Raw genomic sequence first — 22,756 nt, forward strand, 5'->3', positions numbered from 1 at the left:
TGTGACGGCGATCGCGGCGCGTCCACCCGTCGGCGGCAGTTCGGCCGAGCCCGGGATGACCGGGACCGCCGTGATCGAGGACACCTACTGGCGCGCCAGCCCGTGGCGGTCGGCCCAGGCGTTGATCGTCGCGGTCAGCTCCTCGGGGCGGTCCTCCGGGGTGTGATGGCCGGCGAGGCCGTGGCGGGAGACCTCCAGGCACGCGATGTTTTTCTCGCACCAGGCCACGGCGCCGTGGTCGGTCATCGCGCCTGGGCCGGGCTCGAACGCGGCGAGCAGCTTGGGGACTTCGGGGCTGGCGGCCAGCCAGGCGTCGTAGTGCTCGATGCGGGCCACGACGTCGGCGGGTTCGGCGTCCAGCGGCATCATGCGCGTCCACGCCAGTATCGGGCGGCGGCTGTGCGGGGTCGGGAAGGGGCGGCGGTAGACCTCGAGGTCGGCGGGGTCGAGCGGGGTGGCGAGTGTGTCCGGGAGTCCCTCGATGAACAGTGACCTCTCAAGGATCATGTCCTCGCCCACGCCGGGGGTACGCAGGAGGGCGAACAACTCCCGCCCGGCCGCCGGGAATTCGTCGCCTACCAGCGGTTTGACGATCGTCTCGGTGAAGGCGAGGCCGCGGACGGTGCACGGGAGGCGGGCGGCGCGGTCGAAGGCGAGGGCGCCGCCCCAGTCGTGGCCGACGAGGACGGCCTCGGCGAGGCCGAGGGCGTCGAACCAGGCGTCGAGGTAGCGGGCGTGGTCGTCGAAGGAGTACGCGAGGTCGGGCTTGCCGGAGTCGCCCATGCCGATGAGGTCGGGGGCGAGCAGGCGGCGGCCGGGCGCGGCCACGCCCGGCAGGACGTTCCGCCACAGGTGGGAGGAGGTGGGGTTGCCGTGGAGGAAGACGAACGGCAGCCCGTCGGGGTCGCCGGAGTCGCGGTAGTGGAGCGTGGACTCGAGGACGGGGAGGGTGGGCATCGCGGTGTCACTTCGCTTCCGTACGTGCGGATTCAGAGGTTGCGGCTCAGGACGCGGTCGACGGCGATCTCGACGACGACCAGGTCCGGCGGGGCGGGCGGCGCCACGCGGTAGCGGGCGGTGTAGCGGCGGACGGCCTCGGCCAGGCGCTCGGGGGCGTCGGTGACGGCGGCCCGGCCTTCGAGGGTGACCCAGCGGAAGCCGCCCACCTGGCAGAGCGCGACACGGGCCGCTGCGCCGCCCGCCGCCACGTTCCGGGCCTTGCGGGCTCCAGCCCGGGTGGTCACCCGGGCCAGGCCGGTGGTCGCGTCGAAGGTGAAGCGGACGGGGGTGACGTGCGGGGTGCCGTCGGGGCGGAGGGTGGTGAAGGTGGCCGTGTGGGGACCCGTGAGGAACGCCCGTGTGGCGGCCTCGAGTTCGACGCCCGCCCGGCTCACTTCTTCTTCACCCCCTCGTTCCAGATCAGCTTGGCGATGTTCGGCCGCACGGCCGTGGTGATGACATCCATGGCCGTCCGGACGTACCGTCGCTCCTCCAGCTCGCGCAGCATGCTCGCGGCGAGGTCGGCACGGGCGGTGAAGACACCGTCGGCGCTGGTCCCAGCGGTGTGGTAGGCCGTGACGACGGGGTGTTCGAAGAGGCCCGAGGGCCGGACGAGGGTCCAGTCGAGGTCTGTCCGATGGATCACGGTCTCCATCCGGCGCATGTCCTCGTGGAGAGTACGGCCGAGGCGTCGGTTGACCAGCGGGTCGAGCACATGATGGAAGAAGTGGGCGCCAGTGGGGCGCCAGTTCGGGTCGGCGATGCTGGAGCTGACGGCGAGCAGTCGCTTGACGCCGTGGCGGGCCATGGCCCTGGTGATGGCCGTGGCGCTCGCCGAGTACATGGTGATGGTCTCCTTGCGGAAGCGCGCGCCCAGTGCGGAGAGGACGGCGTCCGTCCCGCCGATCGCGGCGTCGACGGCCGCCGGGTCGGTGGCGTCGGCGACGGCCACGGTGAGGCCGGGCCGTGCGGGGAGGGAGCCGGGGCGGCGGGTCACGGCGACGACCTCGTGGCCGGTTGCGAGGGCCTGGTCGGTGAGGTGGCGGCCGGTCGGTCCATTGGCGCCGAAGACTGCGATACGCATGGCGTCGGGTCATCCCTTCGTGTGATTCCCGGAACGCCCTTGACTGTGTCGATCACGAAACGCAGGCTCAACGCTGATGAATAACGCCACCCCTGCCCCCGCCCGCACCCGAGGCCGTCCCCGCGGCAAACCGCCGACCCGCGAGTCGATCGTCTCGGCGGCCCGGGCGCTGTTCCTGGAGCACGGCTACCGGCGCACCACTCTGCGTGCGGTGGCCGGGGCCGCCGGGGTCGACCCGGCGCTGATCGCGTACCACTTCGGCTCGAAGAAGGGCCTGTTCGCAGAGGTGATGCAGTTTCAGTGCGCCAATGCATTGGCGGTGGACGCCGTCCTCGGCGGCGACCGGGCCACCCTCCCCGACCGTCTGATCGACGCGGTGACGGACCTGTGGGAGGACGCCGACTTCGTGCAGCTCACCGCCCAGGGAGAGGAGGCCGCCGAGGTGATCCGCGAATACCTGGAACGCGAGCTGTTGGCCCGGCTTGTTGAATTTCTCGGCGGCCGGGACGCGACCGCACGCGCCACGGCTGTGGTGACCATCCTCGGCGGCCTCATCTACACCCGCTACCTCAATCCCCTCCCCACCCCCGCCGCCCTCACCCCCTCCGAGACCCGCCACATCCTCACCCCGGCGCTTCGCGCGGCGCTGACCCCGAGGCCGCGCACCGCGGCGATCATCGGAGCCGGTCTCCAGGGCCCAGGAAATGTCCTTTCGACGTTCCTGTGGACTTGAGGAGGCGTCGAAGCCGGGCGGTCGCGCAGCAGGTCGTCGTAGTGACGTGTGCTGACCAGCAGCCGGCCGGCGGGACGCAGTACGCGGCGCATCTCGGCAGGGCGGCGTGCACATCCTGCTCCGTCAGCAGGTGAGGCAGCGAGTTGTCGGCGCAGACGACCGTGTCGAACCGGCCATCAGGAAACGGGAGTCGTCGCATGTCGGCAGCGGCCGTGCGCAGGCTCAGATTCCGGCGGCCGGCCTCACGGGCAGCGCGGGCGGCGGCGCGGGGGCTGAGGTCGGTCCCGGTGACCCGGTGACCCGGTGCCCGCGCAGCGCCAGGCCGATGGCCTGCGTGCCGATGCCGCAGGAACAGTCGAGGACCGCCGCGCGATCTTGGCCGATCAGGGGCCCGCACCGACGGCAGCACCGCCATTTCCCGTGAACATCCGCGAGCGCGTTGATCGCCAACTGCTGTGGAAACTCGGGTCTTTCACAGATCACGGGGAGTGGTCACGGCGGGCGATGCCGCTGTTCGGATCGAGGTGGGGCAGAGGCAATGGCGGTTCGCCGCCGTGCCCGCACTCCGGAGCGCCTTGGCTCAGCCCAGTGCGTCCATCAGGGCGGTGACATAGGCATCCAGCCTCTCCTCCACGGCTCGCGTCGTCAGCTCTGCCCTCCCTGCCTCCCGCCATGACTGCGCCACCACCTGCACTTCCTCCGAGAACGCCAGCCCGTCCCGCACCAGCCAGTACAGCCGCTCGCTCGCGGCCGCGGCCAGCACCCCTCCGGCCTCCTCATACGCCTCAGCGAACCGCAGACCCCACGCCGGGCCGTGCAGCAGCGCGAGATTGGTGGAGCAGTGCGCCACGTCGAGATCCGCCGGGCCCCAGGAGGTCGCCGCCCAGTCGACGACGCCGGTGATCCGGGCACCTGCCGGCTGTGGGCGCGGCACGTCGAACAGCACGTTGCCGGGGTGGAAGTCCCGGTGCAGGAATCGCCCTTCATAGGGCGGCGCCGGCCGGCGGATCACGTCGATCGCCGCGGCCCACGCCGCCGCGTCGGCGCCCTTCGGAATCACGACGGTGTCGGCGGTCGTCCATGCCACATACTTCCGGGGCCGCTCGGCGGGTCGCAACGCGTGGATCGCCACGAGTTGACGGGCCAGCAGAGGGACGCGCGCCTCCAATCCCTCATCGTCGAGGACCGTCCGGCCCGCCAGATGCGTCATAAGGAGCGACGGATACTCGCAATGCGCGGCGGTCGGATCAACCGCGACCAGTCCAGGAGCCGGCACGCCGGTGCCCGTGAGCAGGGTGAGGGCGCCGGTCTCCCTGTTCAGCCAGTCCTCGGCGTGCTCCACGTTGACGAAGGTCCGCAGCACCAGGTCACGGGTGCCTCCGTCCCCCGTGCCCATGGCCCCCGTGCCTCCGTCCCCCGTGCCGATGGTCAGCCTCCGCATTTCGGCAGTGATGCCGCCGTGCAGCGCCTCGGTTCTGACGATCCGTTCGCCGACCTCCAGGTGTCGGCTCACCCAAGCCAGTGTCAACGGTCGGACAGCCGCTGTTTCATCGTGATTGATCACAGTGCCACCCCATCATCCGGACGACGGCACGCGCAAAGAAGATTTTCGTTGGAGGCGATGGCAACACCGCTCTCTTCCTCGTGCCCGCTCAACGGCACGTCTCGCAGCTGCCGCAGACACCGTTCAGGCGCCCGCATCGAGCCGTGGCCACGCGGTGGGTGTCTGAGCCAGAGCCAGAGCCAGAAGGGGACCACGAAGGATTCGGCCTTCGCAGCCATCGTGAGAGGGTATTCGAGAACCGCGTGAGAGAAGTCCACCCTGGCGTAGCGCAGACGCAACTCGGCCGACGACGCCCAGCGGGTCCGCCGGCAATCCGGGCGCCGTTCAGAGCGGCTTCGTGGCGATGTGCAGGTCGTGTGCGTCGAGAATGACGAGGTTCCTCGCCACACCGTTCCCGTCGTCCGCATCCCACCACTTTGCGAAGCTGCCGGCGAACGCTTGAGCCTGTGCCCGTGAGCTGTAGTCCGTGGACACTTCCACGTCGTAGTCGGGGCCCGTGAGTTCGACGGTGAACACGTTGCCGGCATGGCGGGCGGCCGCAGTATCACCCTCAGTACGCGCCCACTCGCGGAAGTCCCTGAGGAGTCGCGGGTTCGCCTCCCGCTTGGTCAGGGGATGGGACGGAGGACGTTGCGGAGTGCCGCTGACCCCGTCCTGGCAGCCTTTCACCCAAGCTCCGCGGTCCTGGGCGGCCTTGCCCCCTGCGTCCAGGGCACGGCGAGTGCAACCGCCCCCCACTACCTCACGGACCGCGGCGCCCTTGCCGTCTGTGTCATGGATCTTCTCGCCTTGCACGTATCCCGCCGCATAGACCTTCTTGAAGTCGGGCTGGTCTGTAGGACGTGCTCCGGCCGGGCTGGAGGCGTGCGCGGTGTCGGAGCTCGGTGTGCCGTCGGTACCGCACGCCGATACTGCTAAGAACCCCACGGCTGCTGCTGCGGACACTGCCGCGTGCCGCAGCCGACGGCCGTTGCTTGTATGTGGGCTCATTCTGTGGTCTCCAATCGTCCGAGCGACTCGAGGAGTGAGAACTCGCAAGCCGCCCGTCGGTTCCAACATGGCGACAAATATTGGTGACGAACTTTTTCAAAGGCGGTGCAGCCACCATGACTCCGCCTGACGGTGCATGCCGAACCAACTACGGCGCGCACCTCTGTATGAGGGGGATGTTGGGTTACGAGGACGGGGACCCGCTCTACCGCTTCTACGCCGGTACGGCCGTGCCTTGTGCCTGGCCTTGTACCTCGCGCGGTCGAAGCCGGGCGGCCGTCCGCCTGCCGTTGCCCCGGCGGAGTCGGTTCGCGCCCTGGTCGCGCTTCTCGGGAGTCGTGTGGGGGATCTGCCGTCTGCACAGGTAGGCGCGGATCTCGCGGGAGGAGTTGGCGCGGTCGGCGAGCACGTGATCGGGACGGACGCGCGGACGCCCAGCACCGGGCCGGGTCACGAACCCCCCTGTTCACGGAATCTCCGGTCGTCACTGACGACCCCGCACCCCTCACCCTCGAGGACGAGAAGATCCTCGACGCCCTCGCTGCAGACGGCCGGGCCAGTCTCGTCGACCTCACCACAGCGGCGAACTCCACACCAGGTCGCGTACTCCGCCGCCTCCGCATCCTGCTCCTGCAACGCGTCGTCCACATCGACGTCGAGATCGCCCCAGCAGCCTTGGGCTATCACGCGCGGGCCAACCTGTGGCTGCGAGCACATCCGTACATCCGTACATCCGCCAGAGGTGAAGAACGTCGGACGCTCGCTGGCACGAGAACCCGAGATCATCTTCGTCGCGGCCATCTCCGGCCCTTATCGCATCCATGCCGTCGCCCACTGCCGAGACCTCGGCGAACTCTTCGAATTCACGTCGGATCGCATCGGGGGCCTGCCTCGCCTGCAGAGCATGGAAGTCTCACCTGTCCTACGGCGCATCAAGCAAGCAGGCACGCACGCTACTGTCCGGCGACCGCCTCGTCGGGCCACCGGCTCAAGGGTGACCGTAGGCACGCCCGCGGCGTCGCGACGCCTTACGACAATCTCGTCCGCTACGAGGCGCGTCCAGCTCACCCTCATACGACACTCCCTGTGCCCTCATTTCCCACACGACCCAGGACGGTGGTGAGCCACAGCCTCGCGCTCCTCAAGGCTGACCGAGCAGCCGGCAACGGGTCTTTCTGCCGCGGTCCCCATCCCCCGAGTCCGGTCAGTCCAGATGGCCCATCAGGTCGGAGTCCCACCAGCACGTGCGGATCAACGCTGAGCCGGAGGGGTTGACGTGATTCGGCGACGCGCCCCAGGGACTCTGTGGCGCGGCCATTTGCGCCGTGAACGTCGGGGCACCCGGATGAGGAGGACACTGACCGTATGGCCCTACCCAAAACGCATCATTGCTCGGCCTGCTCCGACGGTTCCGCGCCGGACACAGCCCTTCACGAAGACCTCGTCGTCGGAGCGCCGCTGTCCATGGAGGATCTCACCGACGCGCAGCGCCTCGACCGTTTCGCCCGCAAGTATGCCCACGACGGTTGCCAGGTCAGAGAAGTCCGGCGGGTCCCGCACGACAGCTCGAGCGGCTACGCCTGGTCCGTCCGCTTCACCGAGATGTTCTGACAAGTTGATCACCGGCAGCTCCGCGCCCGATGCCTCCGTCAGTGGAGGCGGCCGGGCCCCTGGTGCCTCAGTGCCGACCCCAGGGGACGGCTACCCCAGCCCCAGGGGCCGGCAGCCGGGTAACTCTGCTGGCGCTCGACTGCTGCGGTGGGACGGCGAGCAGACCGCGCCCACCTCAAAGGCGAACCGGTACTTGAGCTGCCGGCCAGTGGTGGTGGGAGGGTTTCCCTTCGGCCCGCCGGACCGGACCGTCCCTGCCCCCACCGGCCACAGTCTGTCCGCATGGTCCGGTGTCACGCTCAGGACTCGATGTACCACGCTGGGCAAGTCGTCCGGAGTGACCCCACGAACGGCGCCTTGGCACAGGTGCCGGCCTCGCGCCCCCATCGCTGATCAGTCCCTGTAAACCCAGAGCTGCTCACGTCATCGGCGCGCGCTTCACCTGATCCTGCCGGCGGGCGCAGAGCCGCCCCGCGATGACAGATGCCGAACTCCTGCACAACCTGCACTGCTCAGAGAATCGAGCCCCTCACCTGAGGGGCCGTTCGTCGGCACAGCAAGGGACAGCCAGCCAGAAACCGTCCGCAAAGCCCCGACATTGTGGTGGTCCGCCCATCGATCGTCGGATTGATGGGCAAGGCCCGGTTCAGCTTCCGAGGTGGTGTGCAAGGTGGAGCAGATCTGCCAGGTGCAGCACCCGTCCGTTGCATCCTGGCAGGGGGACATGGAGCGGCTGGGTCCAGTGGGTGGGGATCGCATCCAGTCCGTAGTACGCCCCCGCGAGGCCTCCGGTCACCGCGGCGACGGTGTCCGTGTCGCCACCGAGGTCGATCGCCGCGCGTATCGCGTCTTCGAAGCTGGTGGTGGTGCGCAGGGCCCAGACGGCGGAGCCCAGGCAGGGCCAGACGGCACCGTTGAACTCCGTCGCCTGATCGGGGTGCCAGGCGGGCGCGAGGACTGTGGCGTAGCGCCCGCGGTGGTCGGGGTGGACAAGAGCCAGGATGTCCGGGAGCGCGGTGAGGGGCTCGGCGTCTTCGCACGTGACGCGGATGAGTTCGTGGAAGATTGCGGTGCCTTCCCAGGCCGCGGGGTCCCCGTGGGTGAGGGCAGCGATGCGGCGGGCCGCGTCCATGGTGGCGTCTTGGCCGGCGGGTGCGAAGTGGACCGCGGAGGTCGATGCCCGCATCAAGGAGCCGTTTCCCGCTGCTCGTTGGTTCACCTGGAAATGGATTGCGGCGGCGAGGTCCCAGGGCATGCCGTTGGTCAGGACGTCTTCGGTCTGCAAGCCGATGTCCTTCGGCTCTGATGCCGCCCAGCGCTGGAAGCGGGCGAAGATGTCCGGCAGATCCAGTCCGCCCCGCTCCAGCAGCGACTCCGCGACCAGGACGGCCATCTGCGTGTCGTCAGTGGCCTCACCAGGGTCCCAGCCGCCACCTCCGCACATCTCGCCACCGGCACCAGGCGCGGGAAACCGTGCGGAGAACGCTCCCTGGCGACCGAACTCGAAGGGGCCGCCCAGGGCGTCACCCACCGCTGAGCCGACGACCGCGCCAGCGGCCCGCTGAATCCGCTTCATTCGCGCAGGTTATCTGTGCCGTCTCGGCGGCCGCGCGGCACTGTTGCTGCGGCTGGAGACACGGTTCCTACCGGCACCCGACCTGGCCGGGCACGCGGTCCTCTCGGTCACCGCGGTGACGGGGGAGGCCGCGCCACCGCTGCTGGTGAACCTCCGGTAGAAACGCACCACCCGTCTCCGGGCCCCATCCAACAGCCACACTTCATCCATGAAACGAGTCCTGGTCGCCGGGAGCACGGGCGCCGGCAAGACCACTTTGGCCCGCGCGATTGCCGGGCGCCTCGCGATCCCCTTTCACGAGATGGATGCGCTGGCCATCGCCGGCCCCCACTGGGAGGAGAACCCACGCCTGTTCGAGGACGTGTGGCAGATCAGCTCCGGCCCCTCCTGGATCTTCGACTCCTTCGGCTACCCGAAGGTCCGAGACCTGTTGTGGTCCCGAGCCGACACCATCGTCTGGCTTGACTACTCCCGCCCGGTGATCATGCGCCGCGTATTGCGCCGGTCAGCGGCCCGTACCCTGATTCGCCGCCGGATCTTCGGCGGAAACGTCGAAACCGTGAGTGACTGGTTCAAGGCCGACCACCCCGCTTGGTGGGCCTGGTCGCAACACGCGAATCGCAGGGTTGATATCGCCACCCGCTGCGCCGACCCCCGGTTCGCTCCCCTCGAAGTCGTCCACCTCGCCACCCCGCAGGCGGCGCGGGCGTGGCTCAACATCACCACAACGACTGGTGACAAGACGATGGAACATCCTGCGAAAGCGGCAAAACAGTTGCCTCGTTGGTGACAGCCAGATCGCTTCAAAGGATATGCACGGAGCAGGTCACCCCACCCTATTGGTGACAACTAGTGCTGTGACCGCATAGGTTCGCCGGGTTGGTCGGTGCGCGCTTTTCCACCTCAACGCGGCAGGTCAGGCCCTGCGTGGTCATTGAACTGGCACTCGGCAAGCGGCCCGTGACCACCCTGCCGGAATGTGAGAACCACTGGTGTCGCAGCAGTGGTTCAGACAGCATGCGGCGCATGGACTGGATGCCTCTGCTCTCCACATTGGCCGGTGCCGCTATCGGCATCGCCGCCACCCTGATTGCCGATCGCAACAGGTGGCGGCGCGAGGAAGCACGACACACTCGGGAAGTGCGGCGCGCCGTGTACTCCGAGTATGCCTCCGCCCTCAAAGACGCGGGGGAAGAGATACGGGCTGTCGCCCTTGGGGATCACATGTCCGAGTCAGCGCGTGATGAGGCGGTGCGCGAAGCCTTCCGTGGGACCGGATTGCACACGGCGAGCGAGCAGCTCTGGCTCGTGGGCCCGCCGCAAGTCGTTGCGGCCGGGAACGAGGCGTTTCACAGCCTGCGTCGGATGCGCAACGCCTATGCCCGCGGGGTGGCAGTCGGCTCAGCCGAGGACACGGCCTTCATCCAACAGCGCCGCACGGCCATGGCTGAGATGCGCCGCCGCATGCGTGAGGATCTGGGCATCGAGCCCCTGGGGATCGAATGACCACCGACCGGAGAAGATGTCGGGAATTGCGCCGATCGCGAGAGGTCGTCAGTGCAGGCCGTCGGCCTGGCCCTCGGGGAAGGGCCCGCGTTCACCGCGCCGGAGGCTCAGAAACCGGCTGTCAGTCTGCGGTTGCCAGGGGGCGTCCGCCCATCGGATGCCCTTGTGGCTTCGGATGCGGCGCGTTCTCTGCGCTCGGCGGCAGGGACGTCGCGGTGGCGGGCGTTGGCGCTGCGCCGCGCAGGTAGGCGTGCGCGGCCCGCGTCCGTCATCGCTGAGCAGGCGGGGACGGCCTCCCGCCCACTGAGGGTCCAAGACAGGCCAGGCCGATCTCGTTGAACCGGTGGAACACGTCGCGGGCCGTTTCCTCGTCGGCCTGCACCAGTTGTGCGATCACCGGCACGCGCGGTTCCCGGCGGCCGAGGCCGGCGGCATCATCGCGCGCCGGTGGCGCACCGAACTCGTGCTGCCGTGGCGCATGATCTGCTGTCGCCGCTGACCTTCCTGGTCGGTCGGTCTGCGCACACGGACAGGCTCAGGCGCCGCGCCGCCATCGATCGGATCGGACGTCACCGCGCATCCAACCGCCACGACCGCCAACCTGGCGAACCCATGCGGTCACAGCACAGCGTGCTGCGGTCACTCGTGATCCGGCTAACCGACCGCCCCGGTGACGCGTAGCGCCGTGTTGGCCCGGGTGCGGGCCGCGGAGCGATCAGGGGCGTACGGCAGAATCCCGCTGGTGACGTCCTTGGGAATCCTGGCCGACTTGGAAGCAGGCGTGGCAGAGCTGTCCACGCCGATGCGGGTGTACGTGGCGGCCGGGCGGTACACCGAGCCGGAACCCGACCTGCCCGAGCTGGCGGCCCGGACTCGCGCGCTGCTGGCCGTGGTCGCGGCGGACGAGGCATGGCGGCGCTTCCTGCCCGGGTACGCCCCGCCGTCCGTCCGGGAGATCTGCGCCGCTCTGGAACCGCTGGAGATCCACGAGGCCGCCGCGTTCCTGGCCCGGGTCGCGGCCGTCGACCTGGTCTGGCCGGGCCACCGGCACTTGCCCGCCGAGGCCGCCGAGCGCGCGGCGGACCGGGTGGTGTCCCTGCTCGGACCGGAGGCCAGCTGGTGGACCAACCACGACGTCGGATGCGGCGCAGTGAACGGACTCACTCCTCTGTTCGACAGCCTGCTCGCAGGGACGGACGGTGAGTACTTCGCGCTGGCCCTGCAGATCGCCGACGACTGAGCGACGAGCCCGGTACGAATGAGCACCGGTATCTCCACGTGCGTACGCACGGCATACCCGTCAAACCGGGCAGGACGCGCGGGTCTGGAGCGGCGCGAACCAGATTTTTCGGAGTTCGGCGGTCTGAGGATGTCGAGAACGTGCCACCGGCTCCGTCCCAGGTACATCAGCGGCCACCACCGGCCGCACGACGAAGAAGGAGAAACCAGCATGGCGATTCAGCGGATGGACAACGTCGGCATCGTCGTCGAGGACATGGATGCCGCCATCGCGTTCTTCGTGGAACTCGGTATGGAGCTGGAGGGCAGGGGGGAGGTCGAGGGCCTCTTCGCCGACCAGTGCACCGGACTCGACGGCGTCCGCTGTGACATCGCGATGGTCCGGACCCCGGACGGTCACAGCCGGCTCGAGCTGGCGAAGTACCGCAGCCCTGCGGTGATCAGCGCCGGGCCGCGCAACCGGCCGCACAACATTCTGGGCACGCACCGCGTCATGTTCGCCGTCGACGACATCGAGGACACCGTTGCCCGCCTGCGCCCTCACGGCGCCGAACTCGTCGGCGAGATCGCCCGGTTCGAGGACAGCTATTTGCTCTGCTACCTCCGCGGCCCGGAAGGCATCATCGTCGGTCTGGCCGAGCAACTGCGCTGAGAAGGAGAAACCGAACCATGCAGCCGAGCGAGATCATCGAGGTTCTGAACCGCCCGATCAGCCAGGACTGCTGCCCCGTGACGTGACCCGCCTGGCCTACGTCGCCAAGGACGGGACCCCGCGCAACGTACCGATCGCCTTCACCTGGAACGCGTCGCACATCGTCATGTGTACGACGAAGAACGCGCCCAGACTCCCGTGACCGATCGGGACACAGCCACAGTCACCGTCACAGTCACGGGTGCGGTGCGGTGCGGTCCGCGAAGGCATGCGCCGAGCACGGGTACGGGGTACGGAGTACGGGGTACGGCCGATCTTCGGCGTCGACGCCGCGGTCGCCCCGTACGACCCCGCGCCCGCGCCGGAACGCCGCCGCACGCCGATGTCAACCGCCCACGAGCCCAGCCCCGACCCCACGGCCACCCGCACCGCGGCGGACCCTGGATCGTGGCTTTCGTCATCGACCTACCGATCGCCCTCTTCGGGCTCGGCCTGCTCCGCTACGACTGGGTGCACCGAAACGACCCGAGCTCGACCGTGAGCAGTGACGCCACCGGCCTGTGGCTCAACAACGGAGCCGGCCAGAACGTTATCGCCGGGCACTCCCTCGCCGGTGCAGGGCTGCGACGGCGTCGCCGGTCGCGTCCTGGTCGCCCGCGGAGTCTTCCCTGTTGGATCGACGTGTTGAAGCGGATCGAGCAGGGGTGGATACGTGCCGGGTCGGCGTACGTACTGAGTGCCGAGGGACCGCTCGGTGGCGGGGGATCGAGTGCTCGTAGGCCGGGGGGAGGAGGAGCGCTGCCGACAGTGGTGCGCATGCGCCCTTCCGCGGGGCGCACTTGTCGCCGCCCCGCGAAAGGGCGCAGTTGTCCGGGCCGCTGAGCCTGCCGGCCCCAGGGCCTACGGCACGTACTTCTCCCAGGCGCTCCAGCCGCCGGATTCGAGCTGGGAGTAGATCCGGGTGCTCCCCGCGGTGACCGCGTAGATCCGGTGCTTGCCGGTCGGGCGGATCTCGTACGTGTCCATGGTGTACGCGGCTCCGTTGCTCACCCGGACGGGACCGTTACTGCCGCCCGAAATCCGGTACACGTAGGAGTTCGGCGGGCTGACGAAGAACACTTCGTCCCTTGTGCCGTCGCGGTCCCAGTCGGCATTCACCCACTTTCTTCCGCACACCACGGGAACGCTGTGCCCGAATGCCTCGATCCGGCACCGATGCTCCGAGGACGGGCTCTGCGGAGCGGCTTGCGCCGGCGCCGCCGACATGGTGATCGCCCCCATGATGCCTGCGGTCAGCATCGCCAATGTTCGAGAGTTCACTGTTCATTCCCCCTGTGATGACCGGCGTACGGGTCGGCTAGCCGCGCAGGTGCGGATTCCGCACCCATTTCGTGTGCTGCTTCTCCTTGGTCCGGGACCCGAAGAGCTCGACACGCGCATAGGCCAGCCGCTCGTCCTGCGCGAAGTACGTGAGGAAGACGTTCCGCCATTCCTTGCACGCCTTGTCCCCGATCGGAACCTGGAACATCGACGGGGCGGTTCTGGTGCTCGCGTTACCGCCCATGGTGACGTACCCCTGGAGCTGGGCCGTCGCCTGGTCCTTGTCCCCCGGCGTCGCGTCGCACACCTGCAGAGTGATGTCTTCGAGGCGGTTGGCGTTCGCCCACGCGCCGCTCCAGTCCACCCTGACATCGCCGGCCGTTCCCGAGGGAAACTGTGTAGCGGCCAGAGCCGACCCGGTCAGCGCCGTCGTTGATACGGAGACGGCCGCAGCGATGACAGCGATCCCCTTGGCCGCGGTCCTGTTGATTCTCATAGCGCAGTCCATCCCCCGAAGTTGGTCGTGTGGCCCTTACGATCCGCCAGCGAAGACGCTAGCAGCGGTTCGCATACAGGGGTAGACGGAGACAAATTCCGGGGTAGACGGAGAAACATTCCGAACCGTCCCTTCCGCATGCCCGCTGGCGGGTGCCCTACCACCCGCATCACCCCCGTAGCACCCTCCCCAGCAACATCGGGAATTCCTCGAACTCCGACGCCACAGCCCCCACTGCATTCGCCCCGTCATCCCACCGCCGCACCCCTCCTTGCTGATGGAGGAGCGTTGCGCACACTCCGCGCGAGGTCCGAGCGGTGATATGCCTTCCTCTCGAGATCATGCGCACAGAAGCCGAACAGAGGTAGGTGGAGGCGGGGGTGCGAGGAGAAGTCGAGCGGCGTATCCACGGCCTACTCGCTGACCTCGCAGGGTGTCGAGGGAGAGGACCTGGCGGGCGGGCCAGCTGCCCGGGTGGCCTGGCCCGCGTCCGTCCTCGTGGGTGAGGTCCGGGCGCGAGGCAGGGGACCCGGAGGCGGGTTGCAGGCCGCGGGCGTCGGCGAACTGAGCGGCGTCTGCTGGTACCGCTTCTTCTTCCGGCTTTGGGCAGCCCTGACCGGTTCGACAACATGGAGCTGTTCGACGCCCAGGGACTGGCCCGTGACGCGGTTGCTGTGTGGGTCATGTGTGGGTCAGTGCGACGGTCGTGGCTCGGTCGACAGATGGAGCGTGGCGACCGCTCCGCCGTCGGGGGCGTTCGAGAAGGAGAGGGCGGCGCCGAGGATGCGGGCCTGGCCGGCGGCGATGGCCAGGCCCAGGCCGTGGCCGGGCTTTCTGCCGGTTGCCGATCCGGTCTTGAACCGCTGGGGACCGTGGTCGAGGAGGTCGTCCGGGTAGCCGTTCCCATGGTCCCGCACGGTGACGACAGTGCCGTCGATGGTCAGTACCACCGGCGGGCGGCCGTGCTTGTGGGCGTTGGCAATCAGATTTCCCAGGACACGTTCGAGCCTGCGCCGGTCGGTCTCGACACGGGCGTCTGCCACGACATCGACCTCGGTCGCCAGCACGGTGGCCCGTACCGTGCGCTCGGCCAGCGGCCCCAGCTGGTGGATGTCGAGGTCGGCGTGCTCGACCTCGGCATCGAGCCGCGAGATCTCCAGCAGGTCCTCGGTCAGTCGGCGCATGGTCTGGATGCGCTCATGCACCATCTCGGCCGGCCGGCCGGGCGGCAGCAGCTCGGCCGCCGCGTGCAGTCCGGTGAGCGGGGTGCGCAGCTCGTGCGACACGTCGGCGGTGAAGCGCTGCTCGCTGTACAGCTTGGCCTGCAGGGTGGCAGCCATGGCATCGAGCGCGGCCGCCACCGCTGCGGCCTCGTCCTGGGCGCGATCGGGTCGAAGGGCGCGTGGGTCACACACCCGGGCGTTTGGATCGCCGGAGCTGATCCGGCGGGCGATGCGGGCGGTGTGGTGCAGCCGGCGGGTGACGCGGGAGACGGCGATCAGTCCGACGAGCACGGTGGCGCCGATGGCGGCGGCGGAGGAGACGATGATGGCCCGATCCAGTCCCTGGATGGCGGCAGCCCGGTCGCTGTAGTCCAGATGTACGGCCAGCGCCCGGCCACCGTCGGCGGGGGCGACGGCCCACATCGCCGGACGGCCCTTGTGGTCTGCGAGCTGGGTGCCGCGCTCCTTGTGCCGTACGGCCATCTCGCGGAGATTGCGGGGGAGGTCGGATGGATCCACCGCCGCGTTGCGGCCGAGCGGCTCCCCGGCGACATACGTATCCACCGTGCTGTCCAGCGCGTCCAGAGCGGCGCTGCGGGCCTGGCTCTTGGTCTGATCGTCGACCAGGACATGCACCAGGATGCCGAGCAGTGCCGCGAGGGTGCAGCACATGACCGTGATGAAGACGACGGATTTCCAGTAGAGCGTCGCCGTCCAGAAGGGCAGCCGCATCCGCCGCCCAGCGCTGCGCCCGGTGGTGCTCACGGGGTGCGCCCCGGCGAGGAGGAGAGCGGCCTGTCGAGCTCGATCTTCCGGATGTTCATGGTCTGCTCCTCGGGGTCCCACGAGTAGACGGTGCGCCTGTCGTACCCGGGATAGCCGGTGGACTGCCGTATGACCGGATCGCCTTCCACCACCTCCACCGACAGTGACATGCCGACGGTCTCCAGGATGCGGTGCACCACCCCGCCCTGGACCATGAACGCCCATACGACCAGCCTGTGACGAGTCTCCTCGACGCCGACGATCAGCTCGTCCTGTCCGTCGTGTGTCAGGTCCTGGTACTTGGGGGATCGGACGGGACAGTGCTCCGGTTCGGCGGCGCACCGGGCGATCCCCCGCTCGGTGCTCGTTTCGAAGGGCGACGTGCGGGTGCGGGCTTCCTCGGCCATCTCCGCGTTGACGACGTCGAGCGCGTCCAGCGTGCGGATGTCTCCGGACGGCACCCGGGGCAGCCTGCGAAGCGGCGGCTGGTTGTCCTGGCTGCTGTCGTCCGGCGGCGGTTGATACGCGGGCCCCCGATCGGGCCACAACCGCGCGGGAGCCGATGCGACCGGGGTACGCCCGGCACTCGTGGGTTCGTCTGCTCCCGCACATCCCGCCGCCATCAGCACCGCCGAACCCACTGTCGCAAGAGCGAACCCAGCGGCTCGCGCCCGGCGGGGGAGCAGCAGGGAACGGTAAAGGGGCACGGGACTTCCAGACATCGAGGGGCGCTTGCGTACGGGCATGATGATCTTTCCTGCTGCGTATCACGGTAATCCGACGGTTTCGTAACGACGGTCTATAGATGGGCGCACGGCGGATGCCGGGCCGCTGCGAGACCGAAGCCAGCGCCTGCATAGCCGAGTTGGCGGGTGAACGTGACCGACAAGGGGCGCCGCCTGATGGTGCGCAACGGCTACCACCACCCCCGGTTGGTCACTACCGCGGCTGGGGGTGGTCGAGGTGAAGACGCCGAGGGTGAACGGCCGGCGTGCCGATGAGGCCACGGGGCGCGAACACATGGTCAGCCGGCGCCCCGGCACCCACCTCGTCGAGCTGGAGACCGACCACTTGGTATACGCCAACGACCCGGCCGGCCTCGCGGCCGCGGGGGGGGGGCTTCCTCGCCGCGGTCTCACGCAGGTTCACAGTCGTCCCCGCCACCCAAGCTACCGAATATTGGGCGGCGGCCTCTGACTGAGCGCTTCAGTCGGCGAATCCCGCCGACTGAAGAGCTCAGTCACATGAAGCGCTCAGTCACACAGTCCCCACCGGAAGGCATCGCATAGCGGAGGGCACCATTCCAGCAGGATCGGAGCTTTGTGCGCCCGACCGGTTCGGTATCAGTAATTCAGGTATCTGGTCCAGGCCCCGGTCGCCCCTCCCGTTAGAAAAGCGTTAAGTGCGGCGTGTTGGCCAAGAATCTTCAGTTCCAGTCAAGATCTTGAATCCGCTCGACGGGTCCCCGTCGTACTGCTAAAAATGATCACGCACCATCCATACGAGAAACGGGGAAAAGTGAAAGGCAAGTTGGCTCACAGGGGACTCGCGCGTCTCAGCACGTCCCGTACCGTCAAGATCGCCGTCGCCACCGCCATCGTCACGTCGGCAATGACGATTACGGCAGGAAGTTCCGCGAGCGCCCAGAGCGTCACGACCAACAGCGTCGGCAGCGGCGCGGCCAGTTCAGCCGTGGCTGCCGGACACGATGCCTTTCAGGGCGGCAGCGGAAGCTTCACCGCGAAGGTCGCCAAGGTCGACCCCAAGACCGGTGCAACGCTCAAGGCCAAGACACTCCTGTGCGAGTGGAACGCCGATTGGAAGTGGGGAGCAGGGACCGTCTCCCAGGTCACGGGCAGCACCAGGTTCTACTGTGCAGCAGTAGGCCCCGATAGTCCGCAGTTCACCGGGGAGTCTCGCGCACGGCTCATGGACGACCACAACACGGCGATCGCCAACGGCGATCGCACCGTCATCCAGCCGCTGGATCCGACGCCCACCGTCTCGGAGGTGACGGCGAAGGTCCAGCGGCCCAAGACCCTGCACGTGCAGCACGACATGTGGGTGAACTTCATCACGCCGGGCTGGGTGTGGCAGTCGCACCCGCAGGGCTGCGGCGGCGCCGGCACAACGGCAATCAAGTGCACCATCGACTACAAGAACTTCAAGATCTGACGAATGATCAACCAGGAAGCCGGATCCAGGATATCCTGGATCCGGCTTCCTGCATTTCAAATCGACGACGAGGGGAAAGTATGTGGTCAGGGAGACACGACAGTTACTTCGAGGCAACAGGAAGGGCGATCGATGAGCAGTTGCAGCGAAATCGCGCCAGGAAACGGGCCACGGCCGTCAAGTACAGCAGGGAGCAGGTAGAACAGAGCCGCAAGATATCCCATGCTTCCGAGGCCGCCGAACTGGAACGTCTCGCGGTTCTCGGGCAAATCCCGCAGGCGGAATATAAGGCCCGCATGGCTGCCCTCAATGAAGAGATTGACGAAGAATCCAGCCAGTAGCACGGGACACCGGCGTCAACCGGCGTCAAGCGTCTCCTGATGCGCCATCAACCGCACCGTTCTCCGACGCCCGGTTACAGCGACCAGTGCACCACCATCACCGAGTGGCCTGGAGTGCAGACCCAGGAGCAACGCCCGTCGCTCTACGCGGCCCGGCAGCAGATTGCCCTCCCCGTGCCCGCCTGGGTCGACCGCTGACCGACCCTGGCCCGGCTGCTGTGGATCCCCTGTTCTGGACGTACCGGTCACCAGCCTTCGCTGAGAATCGCTCAGCCTTCCCTGCGACGCATCATCACCCCTGCTGCCCATAGGCATGGCAGTGGTGAAGCGGCAGCACCTGATAGCGCCGTTGTCACCGACGTACCGGCGGAGACTTGGCTCGCTCTTTTGGTCTGACCTGGTCGGACTGGGGTTGTGGATCATGTCGGCGTCGCATAGGTGCCGGCCGGCCTGTGGGTGCTGGGCGCCCCGTAGACTTCCGATGCGCCGAGCAACTTGGTCTGTGAGGTGGGGCCGAAGAAGTCCTCTGTGCAGGGTGGGGGTTCGGTGCCCCGGTTCGACACCCCCTCTACGGGCCCGCCTCCCGACACGGTCGTGGAGATCCGCATGCCCCTCGAAGGACCGGGCTACCTGCTCGTACGGGCCCGATCCGAGCCCTCACCCCTGTATGAGTCGTACGAGTGCGGGACCTACGAGGACATCGGGACCTTCACCGGCAACGTGCCGCTGGACGACTCCGCCCTGGGCCTGCCGGACGACCTGACGCACGCGCTGCGCTCATGGTCACTGTCCCGCCCGCCGAACGGATTCACCTCCCGCCCGGAACTGCGGAAGCACGTCGAGCAGGGCTTGGTGGCGGCCCAGCGACTGGCCGGGAACCTCGGGCCGTCATGGGCAGTGCGCCTGCTGCCTTGGGAGGCGTTCGGCCGTCTTGTGATCGACCTGGCGCGCGAGCGTGTGGTCCGCACGCCCTGGGCGCTGATAGCGGGCGAACTCTGCGTCAACGCGAGCCTGAACTGGGGCAGCGTCAGTGGGCAGACGTGCTGGGACCGGCCAGCTGTGGGCACGCTTCTGCGCTCGGATGACGTCCCCGAAGAGTTCCAAGACAACGACCCGCCACCATGGGGCGATTCGCATGAGCAGGCCCGTCTGCTCGCCCGCGACGACGCGATCCTCAACGTGCTGCCGGCCCTGCAACAGGCCCCGTACGGCAACGAGGACGTCGCCGTCGTCTTCGACTCCCTCGGCTTCGGCAACCGGGCCATCCTTGACCACTTCCGGTTTTCAGACCACCGCACCACGCTGGTCTGCTTCGCCCTGACCCACTCACAAGTCCGGCCCCTCGCCACCAACGACTCCGCGAGCCCTGGCGGGCCGGTCCATCCGGTGCGCACCGCCATTGTCCACACCTTCAAACACGCGGCAGAAGACGGCGCCGTGCCGGCGATCACCTCCGTCGCTGCTCGCCCCTTCGGCCCCTCCCTTGTCAGCGGCGAGACCTGGGGCTGAGCCTGGAACCACCTGGAACCAGGCATATCCTCACGCAGAAGGCCCGCTACCGCTCCCGCTGCACTGGCATCGGGCACCAGGCCGGCCTCCAGCACCCCACACCGCAGAGCCCAGAGCTCATGCGGCAAATCCGCTGACGGCACGCAGATCACCGACCGGATGCGGTTGGCAACGGCCCGTCAGGAGGACCCCGCAGGGCGTGTGGTTGTGGAGGCCTGGCCCCGACATTTGACGGGCAGCTTCGGTGGCCCTCCACACCACCCGCCCGAGACCACCAGGCGCGCTTCGTGTCCTGGACCGGCCCTGTCACACCGACTGCCCGGCCGTGCTGGACCTCTCCCGTGAGCGCCCGCCGCCACCGAGCCGGACGGACGTAGCCTCCAGCCACCCCGCTACGACGCGCCTTCCCCCAGCCAGCCAGCCAGCCGGCCCGCGCCGACAGAGGTTCGCCCAGTTCATAACCCATGGCGCCAGGCTCACAACAGCTGACGACCACACCGGACGGAAAGCGATTCGCTCACAAGAGTGATGGCGACGGTAAGTCGTTTTCCTCGATTGCTGCAGGGGAGAGTGCAGCGTAATGGACTTGTGGTGTCCCTTTTTCTGGAGGTCTCTTCGTGTCCTTTCTGATCAAGTGTGTGCGGCATGCAGTGGCTCTGGGCGTCGCTGGGGCGGCACTGACCCTGCCCGCCGTCCCAGCGACCGCTGCCGCTCCCCTGAAGATCAACGCCTGCGGCTGGAACAAGAGCATCGGTGGTGAACGCGCCTACTACGAGCACTGCGCCACCAACACCAACGTATGGATCCAGGTCAAGCGCTGGCCACGATCGAACTACCACCGCTGCGTCGGGCCGGGGCGAACCAACCTCGATGTCGACGCTACGGGAGCCTGGTACGACAGCACCTACCGTGGCGGTCTCTGCTCCCACCCTGGAGACACCGGCCCCTGACCGGTGCGCCAAGGGACCCGACCTGAATATCGGGTCGCCACCTGACGACCTCAACAGGCGGCAGGGCGGCGACCCGACACGGCAGCCGCTCCGCACGCCCGAGCAACATCACGCAGACATCGACGTGCAGTTCTCCGGCACCCGAACAATGACGAGCAATTGTCAATATCTGTGGATCGCTGAAGTTACGGCCTGACGCTCCGGTGCCATCGGATCTCGCCGTCATGCCATTCGTTGGTGGGCGTGAGCCCGGCGGCTGCGGCGACGGCAGCGGAGGCTCGGTGTTCAGGGTGGACGTGCGCGATGATGGCGTGCACCGGGGGTCGTCTGAGCCAGCCGACGAGCCCTTGTGCCGCTTCGGTGGCGATGCCTCTTCCCTGCCACGGGGTTCCCACCACCCAGGCGATCTCCGCGACGGCGCCGCGGACGCCGGGGCTGATCGTCGCCTGGACGGTGCCCGTCAGGCAGGACTCGTCGCGCAGCCGGATCACCCAGTTCAGCCAGGCCACGGCCGGGTCGGGGGAGCCTGCGGTCATGCGCTGGTAGCGCGACCGCAGGACCTGGGCAGTGTCCGGGGTGCCGCCGATGAAATTGTGCAAGGCGGGATCGGACAGCACCGCGGCCATCTCCTCGGCGTGCTCGACGTGCAGCGGCAGCAGGTCCAGCCGGCGGGTGCTGATGGTCCGGGCCGTCATGATGCTCACGCCGCGGCCGCCTCGGGGCGCGCTACGAGCTCGCCGTTCTTGAACACTGCGCCGGCGCGGACGAGGGCGACGAGTTGGGGTGCGGTGAGCGCCCGCCAACGCTCCTGCGCGGACTCCACGAGCTTGAACACCATCGCCAGGGCCGCGGCCGGGCTGCCCGCACCCCGGGTGACCTTGGTCCGGAGCTTCACCGAACTGAAAGTGGATTCGATCGGATTTGTCGTTCTGAGATGGATCCAGTGCTGGGCGGGGAAGTCGTAGAAGGCCAGCAGCTCCTCGGTCTCATCGGTGATCTTCTTCACCGCCTTCGGCCACTTCGCCTCGTAGGTCCGGGCGAACTCGCGTACCGCCTTCTCGGCGTGGTCGCGGTCCTCGGCGTTGTTCTCCTGCAGGGCCTTCTTCGCCCCGGGCTGCGCGGACTTCGGCAGGGCGTTGACCACGTTACGGATCTTGTGAACCCAGCACCTCTGGTGCCTGGCCTGGGGAAACACCTCCGCGAGGGCCCTCCACAGGCCCATCGCACCGTCCCCGACGACCAGTTCGGGATCGCGCATGCCGCGACGGCGGCAGTCGCGCAACAGGTCGGCCCAGGACTCGGTGGACTCCCGCAGCCCCTCCGCGAGCGCGATCAGTTCCTTGGTGCCGTCCACGCGCACACCCATCAGGACCAGCACGCAGGAGCGGGCCTGACCGAGGCGGACCCTGGGGTGCACGCCGTCGGCCCACACATAGACGTAGTCGGACGTCGAGAGGTCGCGTTCCTGGAAGGCGGCGTGGTCGGCCTGCCACTGCTTGGTCAGCCGCGTCACCGTCGCCGACGACAGCCCGCCCGAGCCGCCCAGGAACTGCTCCAGCGCCGGCACGAAGTCCCCGGAGGACAGTCCGTGCAGGTAGAGCAAGGACAGCACCTCGCTGATCTTCGGCGATTTGCGGCACCAGGGCGGCAGGATCTTTGAGGAGAACCGTGCCCGCTCGCCGGTAGCCTCGTCCACCTGACGGTCGTTCACCCGCGGCGCGGTGACTTCCACTGGCCCGGCGGCCGTGGTCACGGTGCGCGCCCGGTGGCGGCCGTTGCGGACCACCATGCGCCGCCCGGCCTCGTCCTTCTCGGCGGCGAGATCGGCTATGTACTGATCGACCTCGGCCTCCAGTGCGGCCGCCAGCATGCGGCGGGCGCCCTCCCGGACGATCTCGTCGATCAAGGAGCCGGACTCCGTGGTGCCGTCTTCGTTGACTACGCTGAGCATGGGCGTGCCTTCCCAACCGACGGTGCAACGTCGGCCTACTCGGTGACCTATCGATCACTCGGGAAAGTACGC

At 68.4% G+C, this 22,756-nt stretch carries 25 protein-coding genes and 2 pseudogenes; 12 read left to right on the forward strand and 15 right to left on the reverse strand.

All coding sequences use genetic code 11. The annotated features are described in order from the left end of the window. Positions 1-84 precede the first annotated feature (84 nt). From ACGFML_RS35695 to ACGFML_RS35705, 3 genes are read right to left on the reverse strand one after another with little or no spacing between them, the layout of a single operon-like run. The gene (locus ACGFML_RS35695) at positions 85-993 is read right to left on the reverse strand and encodes a haloalkane dehalogenase (RefSeq protein ID WP_393549887.1); all 909 of its coding nucleotides are present in this window, start codon (positions 991-993) and stop codon (positions 85-87) included. Continuing rightward, positions 990-1,394, reverse strand: coding sequence for a pyridoxamine 5'-phosphate oxidase family protein (locus ACGFML_RS35700; RefSeq protein ID WP_393549835.1), 405 nt, complete (start codon positions 1,392-1,394; stop codon positions 990-992). Before ACGFML_RS35700 ends, ACGFML_RS35695 begins: the two co-directional genes overlap by 4 nt. Next, on the reverse strand, positions 1,391-2,083 hold the full coding sequence (locus tag ACGFML_RS35705) for an NAD(P)-dependent oxidoreductase (RefSeq protein WP_393549836.1): 693 nt from the start codon (positions 2,081-2,083) through the stop codon (positions 1,391-1,393). The genes ACGFML_RS35700 and ACGFML_RS35705 overlap by 4 nt, the downstream gene beginning before the upstream one ends. Before the next feature lie 76 nt (positions 2,084-2,159). Between ACGFML_RS35705 and ACGFML_RS35710 the strand changes: the two genes are divergently transcribed. Continuing rightward, on the forward strand, positions 2,160-2,816 hold the full coding sequence (locus ACGFML_RS35710) for a TetR/AcrR family transcriptional regulator (protein ID WP_393549837.1): 657 nt from the start codon (positions 2,160-2,162) through the stop codon (positions 2,814-2,816). Here ACGFML_RS35710 and ACGFML_RS35715 read toward each other — a convergent pair. The 4 genes and pseudogenes from ACGFML_RS35715 to ACGFML_RS35730 all read right to left on the reverse strand — a co-directional run. Beyond that, positions 2,795-3,203, reverse strand: a pseudogene (locus ACGFML_RS35715) (class I SAM-dependent methyltransferase); the annotation flags it as partial. The gene ACGFML_RS35710 and the pseudogene ACGFML_RS35715 sit on opposite strands and share 22 nt — an antisense overlap. Before the next feature lie 193 nt (positions 3,204-3,396). Continuing rightward, the gene (locus tag ACGFML_RS35720) at positions 3,397-4,329 is read right to left on the reverse strand and encodes a phosphotransferase family protein (protein WP_393549838.1); all 933 of its coding nucleotides are present in this window, start codon (positions 4,327-4,329) and stop codon (positions 3,397-3,399) included. Between the two features lie 375 nt (positions 4,330-4,704). After that, on the reverse strand, positions 4,705-4,896 hold the full coding sequence (locus ACGFML_RS35725; RefSeq protein WP_393549839.1) for a hypothetical protein: 192 nt from the start codon (positions 4,894-4,896) through the stop codon (positions 4,705-4,707). Positions 4,897-5,820: 924 nt separating this feature from the next. Beyond that, a complete protein-coding gene (locus ACGFML_RS35730; RefSeq protein ID WP_393549893.1) occupies positions 5,821-6,171 on the reverse strand; it encodes a hypothetical protein in 351 nt (116 codons plus the stop codon). Here ACGFML_RS35730 and ACGFML_RS35735 point away from each other — a divergent pair. Together ACGFML_RS35735 and ACGFML_RS35740 are read left to right on the forward strand one after the other, a co-directional pair. Further along, positions 6,113-6,493, forward strand: a complete 381-nt coding sequence (locus tag ACGFML_RS35735) for an Lrp/AsnC ligand binding domain-containing protein (RefSeq protein ID WP_393549840.1) — start codon at positions 6,113-6,115, stop codon at positions 6,491-6,493. The two genes, ACGFML_RS35730 and ACGFML_RS35735, sit on opposite strands and share 59 nt — an antisense overlap. Before the next feature lie 242 nt (positions 6,494-6,735). Next, positions 6,736-6,981: a hypothetical protein gene (locus tag ACGFML_RS35740; protein ID WP_393549841.1), complete on the forward strand. Its 246-nt coding sequence runs from the start codon at positions 6,736-6,738 to the stop codon at positions 6,979-6,981. A 646-nt stretch (positions 6,982-7,627) separates the two neighbouring features. Here the strand turns inward: ACGFML_RS35740 and ACGFML_RS35745 are convergent. Next, a complete protein-coding gene (locus ACGFML_RS35745) occupies positions 7,628-8,557 on the reverse strand; it encodes an ADP-ribosylglycohydrolase family protein (RefSeq protein WP_393549842.1) in 930 nt (309 codons plus the stop codon). Positions 8,558-8,765: 208 nt separating this feature from the next. Here ACGFML_RS35745 and ACGFML_RS35750 point away from each other — a divergent pair, with 208 nt between their 5' ends. Beyond that, the gene (locus tag ACGFML_RS35750; protein ID WP_393549843.1) at positions 8,766-9,347 is read left to right on the forward strand and encodes an AAA family ATPase; all 582 of its coding nucleotides are present in this window, start codon (positions 8,766-8,768) and stop codon (positions 9,345-9,347) included. 137 nt (positions 9,348-9,484) lie between these two features. Continuing rightward, positions 9,485-10,063: a hypothetical protein gene (locus ACGFML_RS35755; protein ID WP_393549844.1), complete on the forward strand. Its 579-nt coding sequence runs from the start codon at positions 9,485-9,487 to the stop codon at positions 10,061-10,063. A gap of 267 nt (positions 10,064-10,330) precedes the next feature. Here the strand turns inward: ACGFML_RS35755 and ACGFML_RS35760 are convergent. After that, positions 10,331-10,543 (reverse strand): annotated as a pseudogene (locus ACGFML_RS35760) (helix-turn-helix domain-containing protein); the annotation flags it as partial. 262 nt (positions 10,544-10,805) lie between these two features. On the opposite strand from ACGFML_RS35760, the gene ACGFML_RS35765 reads away from it, so the two are divergent. Beyond that, positions 10,806-11,303: a hypothetical protein gene (locus ACGFML_RS35765; protein ID WP_393549845.1), complete on the forward strand. Its 498-nt coding sequence runs from the start codon at positions 10,806-10,808 to the stop codon at positions 11,301-11,303. A 210-nt stretch (positions 11,304-11,513) separates the two neighbouring features. Further along, positions 11,514-11,954 (forward strand): VOC family protein, encoded by a 441-nt coding sequence (locus ACGFML_RS35770; RefSeq protein ID WP_362032003.1) that lies wholly within the window; start codon positions 11,514-11,516, stop codon positions 11,952-11,954. A 900-nt stretch (positions 11,955-12,854) separates the two neighbouring features. Here the strand turns inward: ACGFML_RS35770 and ACGFML_RS35775 are convergent. From ACGFML_RS35775 to ACGFML_RS35790, 4 genes are all read right to left on the reverse strand, one after another. Continuing rightward, a complete protein-coding gene (locus ACGFML_RS35775) occupies positions 12,855-13,274 on the reverse strand; it encodes a hypothetical protein (protein WP_393549846.1) in 420 nt (139 codons plus the stop codon). Between the two features lie 37 nt (positions 13,275-13,311). Further along, on the reverse strand, positions 13,312-13,770 hold the full coding sequence (locus tag ACGFML_RS35780; RefSeq protein WP_393549847.1) for a hypothetical protein: 459 nt from the start codon (positions 13,768-13,770) through the stop codon (positions 13,312-13,314). A gap of 692 nt (positions 13,771-14,462) precedes the next feature. Continuing rightward, positions 14,463-15,725, reverse strand: coding sequence for a sensor histidine kinase (locus tag ACGFML_RS35785; protein ID WP_393549888.1), 1,263 nt, complete (start codon positions 15,723-15,725; stop codon positions 14,463-14,465). A 29-nt stretch (positions 15,726-15,754) separates the two neighbouring features. Next, on the reverse strand, positions 15,755-16,219 hold the full coding sequence (locus ACGFML_RS35790) for a hypothetical protein (RefSeq protein WP_393549848.1): 465 nt from the start codon (positions 16,217-16,219) through the stop codon (positions 15,755-15,757). Positions 16,220-17,240: 1,021 nt separating this feature from the next. Here ACGFML_RS35790 and ACGFML_RS35795 point away from each other — a divergent pair. From ACGFML_RS35795 to ACGFML_RS35815, 5 genes are all read left to right on the forward strand, one after another. Next, positions 17,241-17,933 (forward strand): hypothetical protein, encoded by a 693-nt coding sequence (locus ACGFML_RS35795; RefSeq protein ID WP_393549849.1) that lies wholly within the window; start codon positions 17,241-17,243, stop codon positions 17,931-17,933. Positions 17,934-18,013: 80 nt separating this feature from the next. Beyond that, positions 18,014-18,274, forward strand: coding sequence for a hypothetical protein (locus ACGFML_RS35800; RefSeq protein ID WP_393549850.1), 261 nt, complete (start codon positions 18,014-18,016; stop codon positions 18,272-18,274). A 39-nt stretch (positions 18,275-18,313) separates the two neighbouring features. After that, positions 18,314-18,472: a hypothetical protein gene (locus tag ACGFML_RS35805; protein ID WP_393549851.1), complete on the forward strand. Its 159-nt coding sequence runs from the start codon at positions 18,314-18,316 to the stop codon at positions 18,470-18,472. 408 nt (positions 18,473-18,880) lie between these two features. Then, positions 18,881-19,783 (forward strand): hypothetical protein, encoded by a 903-nt coding sequence (locus ACGFML_RS35810; protein ID WP_393549852.1) that lies wholly within the window; start codon positions 18,881-18,883, stop codon positions 19,781-19,783. Positions 19,784-20,400: 617 nt separating this feature from the next. Next, positions 20,401-20,733 carry a DUF6355 family natural product biosynthesis protein gene (locus tag ACGFML_RS35815; protein ID WP_393549853.1) on the forward strand — a complete coding sequence of 111 codons (333 nt, stop codon included), beginning with the start codon at positions 20,401-20,403 and terminating at the stop codon, positions 20,731-20,733. A gap of 185 nt (positions 20,734-20,918) precedes the next feature. On the opposite strand, the gene ACGFML_RS35820 is transcribed toward ACGFML_RS35815, so the two are convergent. Together ACGFML_RS35820 and ACGFML_RS35825 are read right to left on the reverse strand one after the other, a co-directional pair. Next, entirely contained in the window at positions 20,919-21,428 is a 510-nt protein-coding gene (locus ACGFML_RS35820; RefSeq protein WP_393549889.1) for a GNAT family N-acetyltransferase, read from the reverse strand. Between the two features lie 5 nt (positions 21,429-21,433). Beyond that, on the reverse strand, positions 21,434-22,684 hold the full coding sequence (locus ACGFML_RS35825) for an IS256 family transposase (protein WP_393549854.1): 1,251 nt from the start codon (positions 22,682-22,684) through the stop codon (positions 21,434-21,436). Positions 22,685-22,756 lie beyond the last annotated feature (72 nt).

Origin of the sequence: Streptomyces sp. NPDC048650 (genome assembly GCF_043199095.1) — a bacterium.
Taxonomy (GTDB): Bacteria; Actinomycetota; Actinomycetes; order Streptomycetales; family Streptomycetaceae; genus Streptomyces.